The organism is Mesorhizobium sp. M0276, assembly GCF_040321755.1.
GTDB lineage: Bacteria > Pseudomonadota > Alphaproteobacteria > Rhizobiales > Rhizobiaceae > Mesorhizobium.
On record NZ_JAMYSC010000033.1, the window covers coordinates 1 to 15,381 of the forward strand.

17 protein-coding genes and 7 pseudogenes are annotated in these 15,381 nt (G+C 61.8%); 11 read left to right on the forward strand and 13 right to left on the reverse strand.

What is annotated here, in order from left to right:
- The 4 genes and pseudogenes from NKJ01_RS23705 to NKJ01_RS23720 form a co-directional block, all read right to left on the reverse strand.
- Positions 1 to 337 (reverse strand): hypothetical protein (locus NKJ01_RS23705; RefSeq protein WP_352731477.1); only part of this gene is annotated, 337 nt, incomplete at its 3' end.
- Between the two features lie 211 nt (positions 338 to 548).
- Positions 549 to 1,209, reverse strand: a pseudogene (locus NKJ01_RS23710) (type II toxin-antitoxin system HipA family toxin); the annotation flags it as partial.
- Complete coding sequence (locus tag NKJ01_RS23715; RefSeq protein ID WP_352731479.1) at positions 1,202 to 1,537, reverse strand: helix-turn-helix domain-containing protein; 336 nt, start codon at positions 1,535 to 1,537, stop codon at positions 1,202 to 1,204. The gene NKJ01_RS23715 and the pseudogene NKJ01_RS23710, both read right to left, overlap by 8 nt.
- A gap of 73 nt (positions 1,538 to 1,610) precedes the next feature.
- Positions 1,611 to 1,931 (reverse strand): TatD family hydrolase, encoded by a 321-nt coding sequence (locus NKJ01_RS23720; RefSeq protein WP_352731481.1) that lies wholly within the window; start codon positions 1,929 to 1,931, stop codon positions 1,611 to 1,613.
- Between NKJ01_RS23720 and NKJ01_RS23725 the strand changes: the two are divergent.
- A pseudogene (locus NKJ01_RS23725) lies at positions 1,905 to 2,403 on the forward strand (IS6 family transposase); the annotation flags it as partial. The gene NKJ01_RS23720 and the pseudogene NKJ01_RS23725 sit on opposite strands and share 27 nt — an antisense overlap.
- An 87-nt stretch (positions 2,404 to 2,490) precedes the next feature.
- Here NKJ01_RS23725 and NKJ01_RS23730 read toward each other — a convergent pair.
- Positions 2,491 to 4,326, reverse strand: coding sequence for an AfsR/SARP family transcriptional regulator (locus NKJ01_RS23730; protein WP_352731483.1), 1,836 nt, complete (start codon positions 4,324 to 4,326; stop codon positions 2,491 to 2,493).
- On the opposite strand from NKJ01_RS23730, the gene NKJ01_RS23735 reads away from it, so the two are divergent.
- Together NKJ01_RS23735 and NKJ01_RS23740 are read left to right on the forward strand one after the other, a co-directional pair.
- A complete protein-coding gene (locus NKJ01_RS23735; RefSeq protein ID WP_352731485.1) occupies positions 4,325 to 4,990 on the forward strand; it encodes a peroxiredoxin in 666 nt (221 codons plus the stop codon). The genes NKJ01_RS23730 and NKJ01_RS23735 overlap by 2 nt on opposite strands.
- Positions 4,991 to 5,106: 116 nt before the next feature.
- On the forward strand, positions 5,107 to 6,249 hold the full coding sequence (locus NKJ01_RS23740) for an NAD(P)/FAD-dependent oxidoreductase (protein ID WP_352731488.1): 1,143 nt from the start codon (positions 5,107 to 5,109) through the stop codon (positions 6,247 to 6,249).
- Between the two features lie 182 nt (positions 6,250 to 6,431).
- On the opposite strand, the pseudogene NKJ01_RS23745 reads toward NKJ01_RS23740, so the two are convergent.
- Positions 6,432 to 6,615, reverse strand: a pseudogene (locus tag NKJ01_RS23745) (IS1595 family transposase); the annotation flags it as partial.
- 453 nt (positions 6,616 to 7,068) lie between these two features.
- On the opposite strand from NKJ01_RS23745, the gene NKJ01_RS23750 reads away from it, so the two are divergent.
- On the forward strand, positions 7,069 to 8,169 hold the full coding sequence (locus tag NKJ01_RS23750; RefSeq protein ID WP_352731490.1) for a nucleotidyltransferase family protein: 1,101 nt from the start codon (positions 7,069 to 7,071) through the stop codon (positions 8,167 to 8,169).
- 183 nt (positions 8,170 to 8,352) lie between these two features.
- Here NKJ01_RS23750 and NKJ01_RS23755 read toward each other — a convergent pair.
- The 3 genes and pseudogenes from NKJ01_RS23755 to NKJ01_RS23765 all read right to left on the reverse strand — a co-directional run.
- Positions 8,353 to 8,839, reverse strand: a pseudogene (locus NKJ01_RS23755) (glutathione S-transferase family protein); the annotation flags it as partial.
- 311 nt (positions 8,840 to 9,150) lie between these two features.
- Positions 9,151 to 9,609: pseudogene (locus NKJ01_RS23760) on the reverse strand (NAD(P)H-dependent oxidoreductase); the annotation flags it as partial.
- An 11-nt stretch (positions 9,610 to 9,620) separates the two neighbouring features.
- Positions 9,621 to 9,764 carry a hypothetical protein gene (locus tag NKJ01_RS23765; RefSeq protein WP_352731620.1) on the reverse strand — a complete coding sequence of 48 codons (144 nt, stop codon included), beginning with the start codon at positions 9,762 to 9,764 and terminating at the stop codon, positions 9,621 to 9,623.
- A 290-nt stretch (positions 9,765 to 10,054) separates the two neighbouring features.
- Here NKJ01_RS23765 and NKJ01_RS23770 point away from each other — a divergent pair, with 290 nt between their 5' ends.
- The 7 genes from NKJ01_RS23770 to scpB are packed head-to-tail and all read left to right on the forward strand — an operon-like array spanning position 10,055 to position 13,093.
- Positions 10,055 to 10,987 carry an alpha/beta hydrolase fold domain-containing protein gene (locus NKJ01_RS23770; RefSeq protein WP_352731492.1) on the forward strand — a complete coding sequence of 311 codons (933 nt, stop codon included), beginning with the start codon at positions 10,055 to 10,057 and terminating at the stop codon, positions 10,985 to 10,987.
- On the forward strand, positions 10,984 to 11,175 hold the full coding sequence (locus NKJ01_RS23775) for a dihydrofolate reductase family protein (RefSeq protein ID WP_352731494.1): 192 nt from the start codon (positions 10,984 to 10,986) through the stop codon (positions 11,173 to 11,175). The genes NKJ01_RS23770 and NKJ01_RS23775 overlap by 4 nt, the downstream gene beginning before the upstream one ends.
- A 25-nt stretch (positions 11,176 to 11,200) precedes the next feature.
- Positions 11,201 to 11,521 (forward strand): dihydrofolate reductase family protein, encoded by a 321-nt coding sequence (locus NKJ01_RS23780; RefSeq protein ID WP_352731496.1) that lies wholly within the window; start codon positions 11,201 to 11,203, stop codon positions 11,519 to 11,521.
- Positions 11,522 to 11,528: 7 nt separating this feature from the next.
- Positions 11,529 to 11,939, forward strand: coding sequence for an RNA polymerase sigma factor (locus NKJ01_RS23785; RefSeq protein WP_352731499.1), 411 nt, complete (start codon positions 11,529 to 11,531; stop codon positions 11,937 to 11,939).
- Entirely contained in the window at positions 11,906 to 12,286 is a 381-nt protein-coding gene (locus NKJ01_RS23790; RefSeq protein ID WP_352731501.1) for a sigma factor-like helix-turn-helix DNA-binding protein, read from the forward strand. The genes NKJ01_RS23785 and NKJ01_RS23790 overlap by 34 nt, the downstream gene beginning before the upstream one ends.
- A 12-nt stretch (positions 12,287 to 12,298) precedes the next feature.
- Entirely contained in the window at positions 12,299 to 12,523 is a 225-nt protein-coding gene (locus NKJ01_RS36475) for a hypothetical protein (protein WP_502905900.1), read from the forward strand.
- Between the two features lie 3 nt (positions 12,524 to 12,526).
- Positions 12,527 to 13,093: an SMC-Scp complex subunit ScpB gene (gene scpB / locus NKJ01_RS23795; protein WP_502905901.1), complete on the forward strand. Its 567-nt coding sequence runs from the start codon at positions 12,527 to 12,529 to the stop codon at positions 13,091 to 13,093.
- A gap of 41 nt (positions 13,094 to 13,134) precedes the next feature.
- Here the strand turns inward: scpB and NKJ01_RS23800 are convergent, their stop codons facing one another.
- The 4 genes and pseudogenes from NKJ01_RS23800 to NKJ01_RS23815 all read right to left on the reverse strand — a co-directional run.
- The gene (locus tag NKJ01_RS23800; protein ID WP_352731504.1) at positions 13,135 to 13,296 is read right to left on the reverse strand and encodes a hypothetical protein; all 162 of its coding nucleotides are present in this window, start codon (positions 13,294 to 13,296) and stop codon (positions 13,135 to 13,137) included.
- 699 nt (positions 13,297 to 13,995) lie between these two features.
- The gene (locus tag NKJ01_RS23805; RefSeq protein ID WP_352731507.1) at positions 13,996 to 14,193 is read right to left on the reverse strand and encodes a hypothetical protein; all 198 of its coding nucleotides are present in this window, start codon (positions 14,191 to 14,193) and stop codon (positions 13,996 to 13,998) included.
- Between the two features lie 90 nt (positions 14,194 to 14,283).
- Positions 14,284 to 14,839: pseudogene (locus NKJ01_RS23810) on the reverse strand (transposase); the annotation flags it as partial.
- Positions 14,840 to 15,116: 277 nt separating this feature from the next.
- Positions 15,117 to 15,265 (reverse strand): annotated as a pseudogene (locus tag NKJ01_RS23815) (transposase domain-containing protein); the annotation flags it as partial.
- Positions 15,266 to 15,381 lie beyond the last annotated feature (116 nt).

Sequence of the window (15,381 nt, forward strand, 5' to 3'; positions counted from 1 at the left end):
CGACCTGGCCGCCGGCGACGAGCTCGGCCGCCGTGCGATGGCCATAGTCGGCGATCGGTTCATTGCGATACCAGTAGATCGCCTTTTTGACGTCCCCGGTGAGCTCCGTCGCGGCTGAAATCACCTTCACCATCTCACGCATCCGACCCTGCAGTCGCTCCGATGATGGATTACGGAGCGTGTTACGGTGGACGCCAGTCAACTGCGCCAGGTTGGCCACCTTGACGCCCAGCGCCTGCGACAGGCGCCTCGGCGAGATATATGGGGTGCGCGGTTCCTGCAGGCTGTCGACAAAGCCCGAGATCACTGTGGAATGTGCTAGCTGTGCGTGGGCCATGACAATTCTCCGACCTCTCATGCGCACAATATATGCACATTTTAACGCATAGCAAGTGAACGGAGGCCTGACCCCTTGCAGCGCACTGCTGTCCTTCCCCATTATTCAGCGGTTGCTAACGGCAGCAACGCTCCATCTCGGTCACTTTACTAGCGCTTTCCGTCTACCAGACGCGGGCATGGGCGCGTCAACACCTACCCGACATTCACGGCACTCGGCACTGACCCCTTGCTGACCTTCTCCAAGACGAGCCCCAGGTCTCCATGCTGTAGTCGTCGGTCTCCTCGGGAATTTCGCGATGGAGAGGTGACCATGTTGGTCGAAGACCGACGCCTTCGGGCGGGCACCGCCAAGGGAGGAGCCTGGGGCAAAGATGAGCTGCAGGTCTTCATCCGTTTCTTCGTCCCGGAGAACCCGTTCGGTGATCTGGAGCAATCGGCCAAGCTCGATCAGGGCAGGAACGCCGGCACGGATCGGCGCTTGGAAAATCTCTTCGCCGACCCAGCGGAATCGGAGTGCGCCAAGCCGGGTCTCATCGGCCACTCCAAGGAGGTAGTCGCTTTCTACAAGCGTGCGAACCGCGCGGCCTTCCCGATCGGCCAGACGGCGTTCGGCGCGCTGCATGAGGCGCCGGCCCCAGGTGTCAGGCGCTGAGTCACCGATGGAGCCGAATGTCGCAAGACCGGCAGGAGGGGCGAAGGCGCCACGGGTCAGAGCAAGGGCTGGCTCCAGGGAGAAGCGGTTCGGGTCCTCAAGCCATGCGCCGTCATACTCGAAGAGGATGGTCTCGATGCCCCGGACGCGATTGCTCCTCGCCAGTCGACCGGGCGTGTGCGGCCGTCCAAATCGACATGGACCTCGCAGTCAGTCATCGCGGGACGATCCGGTTGGCCGCCTGAGGTGGACATGCTTAGGCAGGTCGGCGCTGGCGAGCGCCTGACCGACGCTGTCGTTGCTGATGTCGGCGACCTGGCTCAGGCCGTCGAGCAGGCCGAGCGCCTGCAGGACGCCGGCATAAATGCCGACGCTGACGTTGGTGTCGCCAGCTTCGACCCTTTGCAGTGTCGAGCGAGACGTGAAGGCGCGCTCAGCTACGACCGCCATCGGCAGCCGTCGGCGTCGACGGGCATCATGGATGTCCGCCCCAAGTTTGCGCAGCGCGCGCCGCACTGCAGCAGGAGGGTAGTGTGGAGTGGGCATTTGACACCTTCGCACTACAGATCGAGCGGATATGTAGCACGAAGATTACAATCTTCCTACCCCTTTGAGGGCCTCACTCCAGTAGAGAGCGAAGGTTCGATCTTACCGTCGTCATGACCGCATCCACCGGGACCCCCCGAACGTCGGCGATCGCGGCGACCGTGGTTTTCACGTCCGCGGGCTCGCTGGGACGACCGTCAACCTGAGTGAAGGGACCGTCTGTCTCCGCCAGCATCCGATCGATGGGCAAGTCGCAGACGAGGCGCGGCCGCGACCCTCGCCTGCCGTGCTGGTGAGCGCGCGGTCTGACCGGCCGCAACGATCGGCCGACGACGATTGCCTCGGGTGCGGCGGGCTTCTTTTGCTCAAGCGTAGCGTGACCGGCAAATGGCATGTCGACGAGACTACATCAAGGTCCGCGGCCGGTGAATGTATTTCTATCGCGCCATCGACAATGTCGGCGACACGGTCGAGTTTTGGTTCAGCGAGCGGCGAGACCTGCCGGCGGCCAAGCGCTTCTTCAGAAAGGCACTGGAGCGTCATGGTCGACCGGATCGCGTCGTCATCGACGGGAGCCAGACTAATCACGAGGCGATCATTTCCTGCGACACCACAAATCGCTTGCAGGATCGTTCCCGGCGCCCGCTGAAGCCGATCCGCATCCGCCGGAGCCAGTATTGGATCGAGCAGGACCATCGGCGCATCAAGCGTCGTGTCCGGCCGATGCTCGGTTCAAATCGACGGCCACTGCCACCACCATCCTTTCCGGCATCAAAATGATCCACATGATGCGCAAGCGACAGGCGAGGTACGCCTTCAATCCGAATCCGTCCCTGGCCGAGCAGTTCGAAATCCTCGCCACCTGATTGACCGCGCACTCAGGCCTCTCTGCGCCCCTATGCAGCCGTTGCAACAAACCTGTAAAATCCCAGGCGAGGAACCTGGTCCTGCCGTCAGCCATCGCGGTCCATGCGAGCCCGGCAGCGGGCCTGGTCGCGCGGGCGGCCCAGCTCCTGATAACGTGAGGCCGCCTCGTCGAAGGCGGCGACCGCGCGGATCTCGTGGTTCTGCGCCCGCCGCTGGACGCCGCGCGCTTCCCAGAGAGCGGCCGCCCAGGGGCCGCCATGCCACATGCCGGCGATGCGCTCGGCGTCGTTCAGGCGGCGGTCGACCTGGTCCAGCTCGCCGGCCTCGGCGAGCGCGATCGCCGAGGCCGTGCGCAGCGCCATCGAACAGGGCTGGCAGGCGCCATGGGTCAGCAGCCGGTCGCCGGCAAGGATCTCCTGCGCCACCATCTTGGGTGTCGTCGCCGCCCGCACGGCCAGCGCCTGCATGCGCATGATCAGGTGCGGCGACAGCCATGTGCGTTCGGCGTCGGTGAGACCGCGCTGGATGAGCCGGTTGGCGCGCCACTTCTGGCCGCGCTCCAGTGCAATCTCGGCCAGCCGCTCTATGGCAAGCACGCGGCCGGCCACCGCGTCCGCCTCCAGCAGCAGCCGCTCGGCCTCGGTCAGGTGGCGCTCGGCTTCGTCGAGATTGCCTGAAAACAGCGCCGCCTCGCCCAGAAGTAGGCAGGCAAGCCCGCGGCCGGCTTTTGATCCGGCCTGATCGGCGACAGTGAGCAGTTCCCGGGCGAGCCCCGCGACTTCGGCATGGCCCTTGGCGCTGCACAGGCAGAATTCGGACAGGCAGAGGTGGCCATCGAAGACATGCTGCACGAAGGCCGTCTTGGCTCGAACCCATTCGATGAACTCGGAGCGGAACAATTGCGGCCACTGCGCCCGCATCATCGAGGCGAGGCCGAGCAGCGCGCTCGCCTCGCCGACTTCGCGCGGCATGTCGGCGCCGAGCGCCAGGTCGCGTGTGTGCCTGGCGATCTCGCTCGCCTTGTCGAACTCGCCGCTCTGCAGATGCACCAAGCCCCAGGCGAGCGAGGTGCGGACGCGCTCCGACGGGTTGACGGTTTCTGTGCCGGAGAGCGCCAATGCCTTCTCGTAAAGGGCAATGGTCGCCGCGCTCGGTCCGACGCCGAGTTCGGCGTGCAGGTTGTCGCGCAGCTGATTGAACTGGCGGATGGCCTCGACGCGGTTGCCGGCATCAAGTGCTGCCTTCATCAGTGAGCACTGGGCCTGCTCGTCGGCGGGGTCGAGCGCGATCAGGCGCTGCCACAGCCCGCCGGCGCGCAAAAGGTCGCTGTAGCGCTGCTGGAGTTGCGCGCGCGGCGCGTCCAGCCATTCGATAAAAAGATCGTCGGGCAGGAGCCTACCGCCGTAGAGGTCGGCGGCGCGCTCATACGCGCTCTTGTCACCGTCGCGCAGCGCTACCTTCGCGGCGATCTCGAAGCTTTCGGCGTCGATCTCGAGCTCGGCATGCGGGGCAAGCGAGACGATGTCGTTACTCACCTTGATCAATTCGTGGACGCCCAGCGTGCGTCGAGCGAAATGGATGGCCTTGCGCAGATTAGCGCCAGCAGCCTCGGGGTCGGCGTCGGGCCAGAAGGTTTCCACGGCCTGCTCGCGGTGGATGCGATGGGCAGGCCTGAGCGCCAGCAGCTTGACCAGGGCCGAGGCGCGGTCGCGCCGCCAGTCGGCCGCCGGGATCGGACGACCATCGATGGTGACGGCGAAGCGGCCGAGCAGATGGATCGAAACGCGCATCAAGGCACCATCATAAAGTGGACCAGCCTTGGCGGCCGTCACCAGCCAGGGGGCGTCGGGGAACGCTGGCGGAACATAGATTTCCCAATATGCGGCTGCAATCGAATTCCAACCGGAAAGGAAAGCTACCATGTCGCTGCGTATCGCAGACATCGCCCCCGACTTCACCGCCGAGACCACCGAAGGCACCATCAGCTTCCACCAATGGCTGGGCAAAGGCTGGGGCATCCTGTTCTCCCACCCCAAGGACTACACGCCGGTGTGCACGACCGAACTTGGCTACATGGCGCGCCTCAAGCCCGAGTTCGACAAGCGCGGCGTCAAGGTCATCGGCCTCTCCGTCGACCCGGTCGAGAAGCATGCCGGCTGGGCCAAGGACATCGCCGAGACGCAAGGGATGGCGCCCAATTTCCCCATGATCGGCGACCCGACGCTCGCCGTCTCGCAGCTCTATGACATGCTGCCGGCGTCCGCCGGCAACAGCAGCGACGGCCGCACCGCCGCCGACAACCAGACGGTGCGCAACGTCTACGTCATCGCGCCGGACAAGAAGATCAAGCTGGTGATATCCTATCCGATGACGACCGGCCGCAACTTTGACGAGGTGTTGCGCGTGGTGGACTCCCTGCAGCTGACGGCCAAGCACCGCCTGGCGACGCCCGTCAACTGGAAGCCCGGCGACGATGTCATCATCGCCGGGTCGGTATCGAATGACGAGGCGAAGCAACTCTACCCGCAGGGCTGGAAGGAGCCGAAGCCCTACATCCGCATCGTGCCGCAGCCAGTCCTGACCTGACATCGGCCAAACTGCGAGGACTTCGACGGCCAAAACTTTGGCGGCGAGGACACGGGAGTCCCCGGCGCCACGACGGGAATGATCGATCAACCAGGAAATATTGGTGGGGAGCAAAGATGAGCACCGCAAACAAACCGCGCATCGTCGTGTTGGGAGCCGGCTTCGGCGGCCTGGAGCTGACGACGCTGCTTTCCGAGGCGATGGGCGACAGCATCGACGTGACGCTGATCGACCAGAGTGATTCCTTCGTGTTCGGTTTTTCCAAGCTGGACGTGATGTTCGGCCTGAAGACGCCGCAGGCCGTGCGCCTGCCCTACAAATGCTACGCCAAGCCGGGCGTCAGGATGCTGAAGCGCGCGATCACCGGGATCGATCCCGACAGGCGCCGGGTGACTACCAATGACGGCGAGTTCGACGCGGACTACCTCGTCATTGCCCTGGGCGCCGAATATGATTTCGACGCCACGCCAGGGCTGTCGGGAACCAACGAGTTCTATACCCTGGCGGGGGCGGAGCGGCTACGCGACGTGCTGCCGACTTTCAAGAAAGGCAAGGCAATAGTCGGCGTTTGCGGCGCGCCCTACAAGTGCCCGCCGGCGCCCAGCGAATGCGTGCTGATGCTGCACGACTATCTGCTCAGACAAGGTGTGCGCCAAGCCTGCGAGATCGCCCTGGTGCTGCCCTTGGACAGTCCGGTGCCACCCTCGCCCGACACTTCGAAGGCGCTGCTGGCCGCCTTTGCCGAACGCGACATCAAGTTCATCCCCAGCCGCCGCGTCGCCTCCGTCGACAATGCCCGCAATGTGGCGGTGCTCCACGACGGCACGGAAATGCCGTTCAATCTCTTCCTCGGCGTTCCCAAGCATCGTGTGCCGCCGGTGGTGCTGGAAAGCGGCATGGCCGAGAACGGCTGGATCCCGGTCAATCCGCGCACGCTCGAAACAAAATACGAGAACGTCTATGCCGTCGGCGACGGAGCCAACACCGGCACGCCGAAGGCCGGCGTGTTCGCCGAGGGTGCCGCGCGAGCCGTCGCCTCCGCGCTCGTCGCAAAACTGCGGCAGAGCGGCAGCGGCTCGCTCTATGACGGCTTCGGCACATGCTATATCGAGTTCGGCGGCGGGCGCATCGGCAAGGTGGAGGTCGATTTCTTCTCAGGTCCCGCGCCAACCGGCAATTATTACGAGCCCTCGGTGGCGCTGCGCGCCGACAAGGAGACCTTCGGGTCAAGCCGGCGCTCGCGCTGGTTCGGCCTCTGAGGCCAGAGGCTGTTCAGGGGCCGCAAGCCCCGGGCGCTCTGTGGTGCCCGCAGATCCGCAAGCGCGGCACCGCCATTGACGCTGCGCCTCAGCCTGGCGGGGTCGCGGCTTCTCATCGACCACGAGTGCAATCTTGAGGGCACCACGTAGAGAGTGGGCTCAGCAACGAGGCCTTTATCAAAAGCTACGGCTGATTTGATGATGATGCCGCCATACGGGCTTCGGCGCATCTGATGACCCGTGGCGGTGCGAAAAACATTCGTCAATTGCAGCGCAGGCGGCACGCGCGACCACAAGGTTCGCACGCTCGCCGGCCATGCCGGGTTTTGCGAATACGTTTCCTGTGACGACGCGCTGCCACCATCGGTGTCAAACGGCTTCCAAAACTGACCCCCGATCGCCGTCCAGCTTTGCACGCCGAGTCACAGATGCTAACGCACTGCTTGATTCCTCCAGCGCCGTCCGAGGCGCGCGGGACAGATGGAGCGCTGGACGCTGGGCCGATTTGAAGCGCCCGCCATCGATCGCCACGCTTGCATCGCTGGAAGGCCCGTTTGGGGGTCGGATAGCGATGGAAGATCTCGTGATCCTCACCTGGGGTCGCATCGTCCACCATGACAAAAAGTGCTGATTGATGATCCGGGGTCAAGGCCCCTCTACGATTGTAGGCGGTGGGACTCGATAGCGTGCCTCTGGTCTTGTCTATCGCGCGGAAGGCAGCGTTATAAGATTTCGGCAATTTTCTTATAACGTCGCTTGCATCGCTTGAGCTCATGCCGTTATAAGAGAAACTCATTTTTCTTATAACGGAGCCGACGCATGAAGACGGTCGACCTCGTTTATCGCACGATGTATGCGGAACTTGTTCAGCGCTGCCTTGACGCATCGTTCGAAACCGACTTCTCCACGGCGGGAAATTTCGTCCGGGTGCCGGTGAAGGGGCGGGACTATTGGTATTTTGAGGAAACCCGACCCAAGAAAACGCGGAAGTATGTCGGCCCGTCCGACGACCCCGAGATCGCGAAACGCGTTGAAACTTTCCAAGAGATTAAGGAAGACCTCCGCAGCCGACGGAAACTCGTCTCCACGCTGACTCGCGAAGCAGGGCTGACTGCTCCGGACCGGTTCACTGGCGATGTCGTTGAAGCCATGGGAGCAGCAGGAATCTTCCGCCTAAGAGGCGTGCTGGTTGGTACGGTTGCCTTCCAGACGTATGCAGGACATCTCGGTGTAAGGTTGCCAGGCGCTTCATTGCAAACCGGCGATGCCGATTTCGCGCAGCACTACTCGATCTCGTCGTCAGTCGAAGACAGCCTGCCGCCGATCCTGGAAATCTTGAGAGAGATTGACCCAACCTTCAGGGAAATCCCCCACAGATCGGATCCCGGACACACGACGCAATTCGAGAATGCAACGAGATACAAGGTCGAGTTCCTTACGCCGAACCGGGGATCCGATGACTTCACCGACCATGCCAGTCCGATGCCAGCACTGGGGGGAGCTTCGGCGCAGCCCTTGCGTTTCCTCGATTTCCTGATCCACGAGCCCATCCGGACCGTGATGCTGCATCGGTCAGGGGTGCCTGTAACCGTGCCGTCGCCGGAACGGTATGCAGTTCACAAGCTCATCGTCGCCTCTCGCAGGCAATCAGATGCAAATGGCGTCGCCAAGCGCGAAAAAGACGTCTATCAGGCCAGCCTCCTTGTCGAGGCACTGGAGGCGACCCGGCGCAAAGACGACCTTGCAACAGTGTTCTCGGAAGCGTGGGGCAGGGGGCAGCACTGGCGCGAGGCGATGCTGAAGGGGCTGGGCCTGATGCCGCCGAAGAAACGACAGGAAGTTGAGGACACAGTCAGAAAGGCCCTTGTCGAGATCGGCGAGGAGCTGGACGGCTTCGACCCGGCCGCCGTGAAGTCGTAGCCGGAAAAAGGGCGAGGCCCGAAAGCCGCCCCTATCGCTTGGGATTGAGGAAGATCCTCGTGGATCAGCATCGGGCACGAGGGAGTATACCGTAGCTGTTAAGGTCTGTTCGCCGTGTGTCCGTCCAAAATCGCATAAAAGGCAGACTGGCGTGATGTCCGGAAACGTTAGGCATTTCACGGGGTCGCCTGCGCTGAACGCACCGTCAGCCGTTGGCCTTGTCAAGACGTTGGGACAGTTGCCAAGCCGATTGCGGATGCGATCCTGGATGAGAGGCAGGCGTTGCGCCGCCCAAGGCTTGTCGCCTTCAAGGAACTTGGCGGTTACAAGTTCAAGGATCTGCGGCTCCCGTGTTGAGCGCGGCGAATATCTAGGTGATGGCGCGCGCCCGGGCATTTACATCGTCCGGCAACAGGCCCGGATGGCGTTCCGCAATGTGGAACACGATCGACCCGGTTTCGAACAACCGGAGATCGCCTTCTTCGTAGGTCGGAATTTGCCCGAAAGGTTGAAGCGCCAGATGCGCCGGTTCCTTCATCGCCTTGAACGAATCGAGGCGAATCTCGTAAGGTTGGCCCACTTCTTCCAGCGCCCAGCGAACGCGCGTATCACGCGCCAGTCCCTTGCCGCCATCGGGCGACCGCTCAAAGACGGTAATGGTGGCGGTCATCGCTTCTCTTGATATCTTTGTTTCGGTCCTAAGGACGAACGAACGGCGCGTTTCACGATAAGACCCCCGAACTTTGCGGCTCGCTGCGCCAAGCCTCCACAAGCATTTCATGGTGTGTCCTGTTCCAATACGTTTGGGAGGGCGACCTTGGGATGACCGCCCATCACCAAGACGGACCAGTCCAGCGAAAGGATACGTCGCCGGCATCAGGATCTGCGCCGCGTGCTTGGATAGGCCTGAGGCGGACGGGAGCCGAAATTCCGGCGAGCACGGTTATGACCGAATTGCGGACGGATCGGATTTAATTACATTCAACTTGCCCCGAACGTGGTCCGGCATTTGGCAGTGGCCTTCTCGAGCCAGTTCTCCCGTTGCTCCTCGGAACTGCCGACAACTGGCCTGAACACATGTCGTTCATGTTCCAGAACCCCGCAATATGGGAGGACGCATCGTCCCCAGATCAGTCCGAGCGGATCACCGAGGTCATTCACCTCTCGCGTCGCATCGGTATCGGAAGTATTGAAGATAATGGCTTTCTTGATCGAGAGGAGGCCTTCGGGCAACCCATCCGCGGTTTTCAGGCGATAGGCAACACCAGGAACCAGAACGCGATCGAGCCAGCCCGCCAGAATTGCAGGTGGCTTCTCCCACCAGTTCGGGTGGACGATCAGTAAACCATCCGCATTCGCGACTTGCGTCCGGTGCTGGAGCAAAACGCGATCTTCGGCGCGTGAAAGCGCTTCTTCCAGCGTGTCGCCGACCGTGTAGGCCTCTTCCGCGGTTAGGCACGGATCGAAGCCTCCATATAGAGATCGTGATGTTCGATTGCGTGGCCGTCGCCGATCAGCGCGTTGCGAACGCGTGCAGAAATTGCGTGGCAAAAGCTGTTGGCATGCGGGTGGGCTATGATGGAGAAGATGCGCACCGTTTACTCCTCGGCTGAGAGGCGCAGGAATTGAAGGACGGGCAACCCGAGCTACCTCGCCTTGGTTGGCGTGCCGACATTGTCGATACCACGAGAGAACGACAGATAAATGTTCATTGATGGCCGATGACGGCAAGGGTCAAGGTAGCGCTGCCGTTGTCGCCAGGATCGATCGGTGCAGATCAGCGCATCTGCCGGCGACGTATCCTTTCGCTGGGTTCATCCGTCTTAGCTGTTCATGGGCACGGTCATCCCTGACATCGCCCCCTGGACGAATTGGAGCGTGACAAATGAACAGCAAGCAGAGCCTAGCGAACAAGATACACTACGAAACGCTCGCGGAGGCTTTTCGCAGCGGTCGAGAATCGCCACAGGAAGCATCCGAGTGGTCCGTTTTGACGGCGGAACCGGGCGGCGTCGATTACGTCGAGACGAACGTCGGCGACAAGACCGCGCTGTGGGTTCAGCCAAAAACGGCGGCCAAAGACCGGGTCATGCTTTACCTGCACGGCGGTGGCTATGTCGGCGGATCGATCTGGACCCATCGCAAGATGGTCGGCCACCTTGCTAAGGCGATCGGCTGTTACGCTCTGCTCGCTGCGTACGACTACGTTTTCCAGAGCAAGTTTCCGCGCCAAATCGAGCAGGCCGTGACCGCGTTCGAATGGCTCGCCGAGCAGGGTGTCGCGCCGAAGCACACCATAGCCGCAGGCGATTCCGCTGGTGCTGCCCTGATCGTTGCGGCGGCGATGAAACTCCGCGATGCGGGACGGCCGCTGCCGGCCGCGATCCTCAGCATCTCTGGCTGGTATGATCTGTCGGCGAGCGGGCACTCCTACGAGAGCAACCGCGAGAAGGACGCCTTCTTCCAGAAGGCGGTCGTGGATATGCTGGTATCGCAAGTCCTTGCAGGCACCGATCCCCGGCATCCACTCGCCAGCCCGATCTTTGCCGATCTGAAGGGCCTGCCGCCGATCTATCTGCAAGTGGGTGGAGACGAAACCCTGCTCGACGACAGCCGAGCGCTCGCCGACGGCGCGAAAGCCGCCGGCGTCGAGATGCGCTTAGACGTATTTCCGGGGATGCTGCACTCGTTCCAGATGATGGCCGGCCGCGCGCCCGAAGCCGACGACGCGATCGCGCGGTTGGCACAATGGGTTCGCCCCAAGCTTGGTCTGGCCGCAACCGCGGCAACACGCGGTGAAGGTCAGGAGGTCGCATGACCCGCAAATTGAAAGTGGGAAGCTTCGTCTCGCTCGACGGCGTGGTCGAGAACCCGATCAGGATCGCGGGATCGTGCTTCGATGAAGAGGCAAAGGAATATTCGTTCGAAGCTTTGGCCGATGTCGAGTTCCTACTGCTCGGTCGCGTTACTTATGAGATGTTTGCGGCGTCCGGAGGCGAAAGGTGACAAATACGCAGATCGCCTCAACGGCATGAAGAAGCTCGTCGCCTCCCGGACCCTCAAGAAGACGGCGTGGAACGCCTCGTTGATTGAGGGCGACGTGGCCGCCGAGCTTGCGAGGATCAAGCAACAGCCGGGCGGCAACATTGTGAAATACGGGATCACCAGCCTCGATCGGACCCTGCTCGCCGCGGGCCTTGTCGATGAGTATCAGATTTGGGTGATCCCCAAAGTGGTCGGCGAGGCAAAGCGCGCATTTGAAGACGTTGACAACGATCTCGTCCGCCTGAAGCTTTTCGATACGCATCGCTTCAAGAATGGGGTCATGGTTCTCACCTATGTTCCTCAATGACGCTAATATGTGGCAGCTGAAGGACATGCCTGGGCGATCGATCGGCCTATTCGACGCGCGATATCGCGCCTTCCTCGAGACAGTGTCGGGCGTCCGCGCGCAACTGCATCGCTATTGCACGCGCATGACCGGCTCGCGGCTCGACGGCGAGGATCTCATGCAGGAGACGCTGTTCGAGGCCTACACGAAGATCGAGACCCTCGATGATCCCCGGAGGCTAAAACCCTGGTTGTTTCGCATCGCCCACAATCGCTGCATTGACTTTCTGAGGCGACGCGATGTGCGCGAGCGCGCGGAGCAGCCTATTCGGACGACATCGGCGTTGTCCCTGCAGAGCCGGCAGCGACCGATGCACGCCGCGCCATCGAACGGCTGGTTGGCCGCTTGCCGCCCAAGGAGCGCGCCTGCGTCCTACTAAAGGATGTGTTCGACTATTCGCTGGAAGAGACCGCAGAACTCGTGGACTCGGTTGGCGGCGTCAAATCCGCGCTCTCCCGCGGACGGGCGAAGCTCGCCGACTTGCCCGCTGAACCTGCCGGTGAACCGATCCGTCCGCTGGATCCCGACACCGCGCGGCTTTTGAAGCGCTATGTCGACCTCTTCAACCGCCATGACTGGGATGGCGTGCGGAGCCTCACCAGCGCCGATGCCCGGTTGCGGGTCGCCGTCTTCGGGCGTGCCGAAGCACTCGTCCAGATGCTGGCGATACCGTTGATCTGCTTGACCACATGCGGCACGCCGCGATCGCGCGCAACAGCACGATGAAGAACGATCCAGATGCCATCATCCTTGCGCCGTGGCCGATGCCTTGCGGCAAGACGTTCGGCGATCTCGACGGCGCGGCCGACCGGCTCGATCGTCACCCATTCCTCCGGCTTGCCGAGTTCCGCTCGGCCCTTACAAACGATGCTGCGTATCGTCAGTCGTTCGATCATGCTGGCGGAACTGCGCTGGCGCGAATGGATGGGCCGCGTCGAAGCGGTGATCTTCGCCGCGAGCTAACCGGTGCCGCGCGAGGTGCTGGCGCGGGTCGTCGGCAAGAATTGCAATCTCGAGCTGATCATCGACGACATCCGCGCCGAGCTCGCCGGCCGGCCCTACGAGCTGGTCTCGGTCGCCAGCGGGTGGCAGCACCGGACCAGAAAGGTTTTTGGCGACGTCATTCACGCAGCCTTCGGCACGGCAGCGGGCGAGGGGGCAAATGAACTGTCGCAGGCGGAGGCGCTTGTCTTGATGTGCATCGCCTACTTCCAGCCGATCACGCGTGGCGAGCTCTCCAGCTTTTTCGGCAAGGAAGTGTCCCAGGACCTGATCGGCGTGCTGCGCGCTGAGCAGCTGATCGCCTCGGGGCCGCGCAGCGCGCAGCCCGGGGGCGCCCTACACCTATGTGACGACGGAACTTTTCCGTCGCAGTTCGGGCTCGACACGTTGCGCCAGCTGCCGGATGTCGAGGCGCTCGAGGATGCCGGGCTGCTGTCGAAGGAGAAGCTGCTGGCGGGAGATATTCCAGCCGGGCTGGCGAGCGGGGAGGGCGACGGCGAGTACGATGTCGTTGAGGACCAGGTGTCGTGAGCGGGCGTTGTCGCGTTGCGCTCCCAGAGACAGTCGATAACTCAGGAACAGGACGACTGGTCGTGCGGCAGCAGGTGATCTGGATCGTGAACCGCGGCATGGTCGCCGTCGACAAGATTGGCCGGAAAGATCACCAGATTGGTGCCGCCGGCGTGGCGCAGCGACAGAAATAGGATACCGCGAAGCCCGGTCGTAATGACCATGTCCGCAAGCTTCCACGATGGCCGATTTTCTTGGCGAAGCTGTCGAGTGTCTTTCCGGGCGGCAGAGGCGCTTCGGCCAGATGGCATTCGATCCTGCGATGCGCCCGCTCGGCCAATTCATGTTCGGCAATGGCCGATAGGAACCGGGCGGCTGGCCATCGCTCTCGATCGGTCTGTTCGGCAAATGGCCAACGCAGATCCCTCTATGCTGATCGCCGTAGTGAGGCAGGTTCCCCAGTCAGGCTGCGCAAAGTCCTTCGCAGATTGCCGGCCAAGGAACGCGCGCTTTGGGTAGTGGGTCAGTTTGAATTTTCCCCTGGCTTTCTCAAGAACCAACTGACTGCGATCACCGTCCCGAAACCCAATGCGGCTACGACGGCAGGCTCTACCCAGAGGAACAGCTATCGTTCTTCGCAGATTTTACCGAAGACGTTGCTGAATTGCGACCAATCGACGTGCTCAGCAGTGACAATGATGAAGATTAAGACGTGGCCTAGTCGGATTTTTTCCATCGCGCGGACGCAGCAGCCCGCGCGATTTCGGATCGCTGTTCCGGTGATAGCGCCTTCATCCTTGCTTTCGCACCCTTAAGGCCGCCTTTGCGAGCGCTGGCGAGCGGCTTCTTATCTTCGGCTTCGCCTGTGGCGAGGGCGACAATCGACTTCGCCAACTGGTTAGGGTCGCGCGGGCGCTTGGGCTTTAGGTTTGGTTGGCAACGTCATCCTCCACGGCACGCTCAAGATTATACAGTTCGGTCAATGTGCCGTCGCTGGCGTAAATGCTGAATTTGATATTCCCCGCTTTGAGTTCGCGCGCTTGGCCTACGACCTGCCTGCTGGACAAGTCGTTGATCACTAAGACGTTCGGCTCCTTGCCAAGTTTGATGGAATAACTCACTGTCCTGCTTCCCATGCGTTTGGTTAAGTATATAGGAGTTCGGCCCGAACCGCGACAAGCGCAGCGTCAAATTTTAAACTGACCCACTACCGTGTCGTTCGACCGCTTCTGGCAATGGAAGTCCGCTTCGGCATTGCGCCCGCCGCCTTGGGCCGGTGGCTCGCCTGAGCCGTCCTTCGGCTTGACGCTCTTCATCGACGCCCATGCCTCGATCAGAGTGCCGTCAACCGAGAAGTGATCCGTCGACAGAAGCTTCTTCACCCTGGGCTGTGCCAGCACTGCTGCCAGGAATTTCGCCGCGATGTCGCCTTCAAGAAGCCGGTCGCGGTTCTTCGAGAACACGAATGATCCCAGGCCACATCATCGACGCCGATACCAATGAACCAGCGGAACAGAAGGTCGTATTCCAGCCGCTCCATCAGCTGCCGCTCCGATCGGATCAAATAGAACGCCTGCAGCAGCATCGCCCTGAGCAGCTTCTCGGGCTGGATCGACGGCCGCCCGATCGGCGAATACAGCGCTGCGAAGTCATCTGGCCAGCGCCTCGTTCACGATCAACCGAATGGCGCGTAGCGGATGATCGCGTCGAACCCGCGCCTCGAACGTAGCTGAACAACTCCCCAGTTCGATTGTCGCCGCCGCGCACCCATCGCCCTCCGAATCTCTTCGCAAACAGTGAATCACCCTCTCACGGCCGCGGCCAGCGCTTTTTTCAACAGCCTGCTAGCCTAGCCCGCTGTGAGATATTGGGGCTAGTGCTGAAGAACTACGAAGACGGATCAATGAGAAGCTGCTTCTCGATCCTGATGTGTGGTTTAGGGAAACTTCTTACACCCGCTTTCGCGAGGCATTTGTGGAGTCGGACGGAGGCCTCCCGAAATCGCAGAAAGCTGTTTAAAGCGGAGTGAGTGAAGTCTAATTGGCTATCGGCAATGTTTTGCGCCACTTGTCCCATAGGAGGGATGGTGCCACGGCAACAGTTCCTCAATTCGGCTCTGCTTGTGGCCGTCGACGATGCCGAGAGCGTGCTGGTAAGATAGGCAAGCGGATCAACAGCGTTGAGCTTGTAGGTTTATGCCGTCCGCCGAACTATGCCTAAGGCGGCTCTTCGAGGCGAAAAGCTCTCGACAATGAGGCGGAGGGCCGCATGCGAAACGTGGACATCGCTTGCCGATGGCCGATGTTGCC

What these genes read in the sequence shown, in the direction of transcription:
- NKJ01_RS23715 (WP_352731479.1), bottom strand. Translation starts at nt 1,537, where the DNA reads ATGCCCACTCCACACTACCCTCCTGCTGCAGTGCGGCGCGCGCTGCGC.
- NKJ01_RS23770 (WP_352731492.1), top strand. Translation starts at nt 10,055, where the DNA reads ATGAACAGCAAGCAGAGCCTAGCGAACAAGATACACTACGAAACGCTC.
- NKJ01_RS23720 (WP_352731481.1), bottom strand. Translation starts at nt 1,931, where the DNA reads ATGCCATTTGCCGGTCACGCTACGCTTGAGCAAAAGAAGCCCGCCGCA.
- NKJ01_RS23785 (WP_352731499.1), top strand. Translation starts at nt 11,529, where the DNA reads ATGTGGCAGCTGAAGGACATGCCTGGGCGATCGATCGGCCTATTCGAC.
- NKJ01_RS23775 (WP_352731494.1), top strand. Translation starts at nt 10,984, where the DNA reads ATGACCCGCAAATTGAAAGTGGGAAGCTTCGTCTCGCTCGACGGCGTG.
- NKJ01_RS23735 (WP_352731485.1), top strand. Translation starts at nt 4,325, where the DNA reads ATGTCGCTGCGTATCGCAGACATCGCCCCCGACTTCACCGCCGAGACC.
- NKJ01_RS23740 (WP_352731488.1), top strand. Translation starts at nt 5,107, where the DNA reads ATGAGCACCGCAAACAAACCGCGCATCGTCGTGTTGGGAGCCGGCTTC.
- NKJ01_RS36475 (WP_502905900.1), top strand. Translation starts at nt 12,299, where the DNA reads ATGCCATCATCCTTGCGCCGTGGCCGATGCCTTGCGGCAAGACGTTCG.
- NKJ01_RS23800 (WP_352731504.1), bottom strand. Translation starts at nt 13,296, where the DNA reads ATGGTCATTACGACCGGGCTTCGCGGTATCCTATTTCTGTCGCTGCGC.
- NKJ01_RS23750 (WP_352731490.1), top strand. Translation starts at nt 7,069, where the DNA reads ATGAAGACGGTCGACCTCGTTTATCGCACGATGTATGCGGAACTTGTT.
- NKJ01_RS23780 (WP_352731496.1), top strand. Translation starts at nt 11,201, where the DNA reads ATGAAGAAGCTCGTCGCCTCCCGGACCCTCAAGAAGACGGCGTGGAAC.
- NKJ01_RS23730 (WP_352731483.1), bottom strand. Translation starts at nt 4,326, where the DNA reads ATGGTAGCTTTCCTTTCCGGTTGGAATTCGATTGCAGCCGCATATTGG.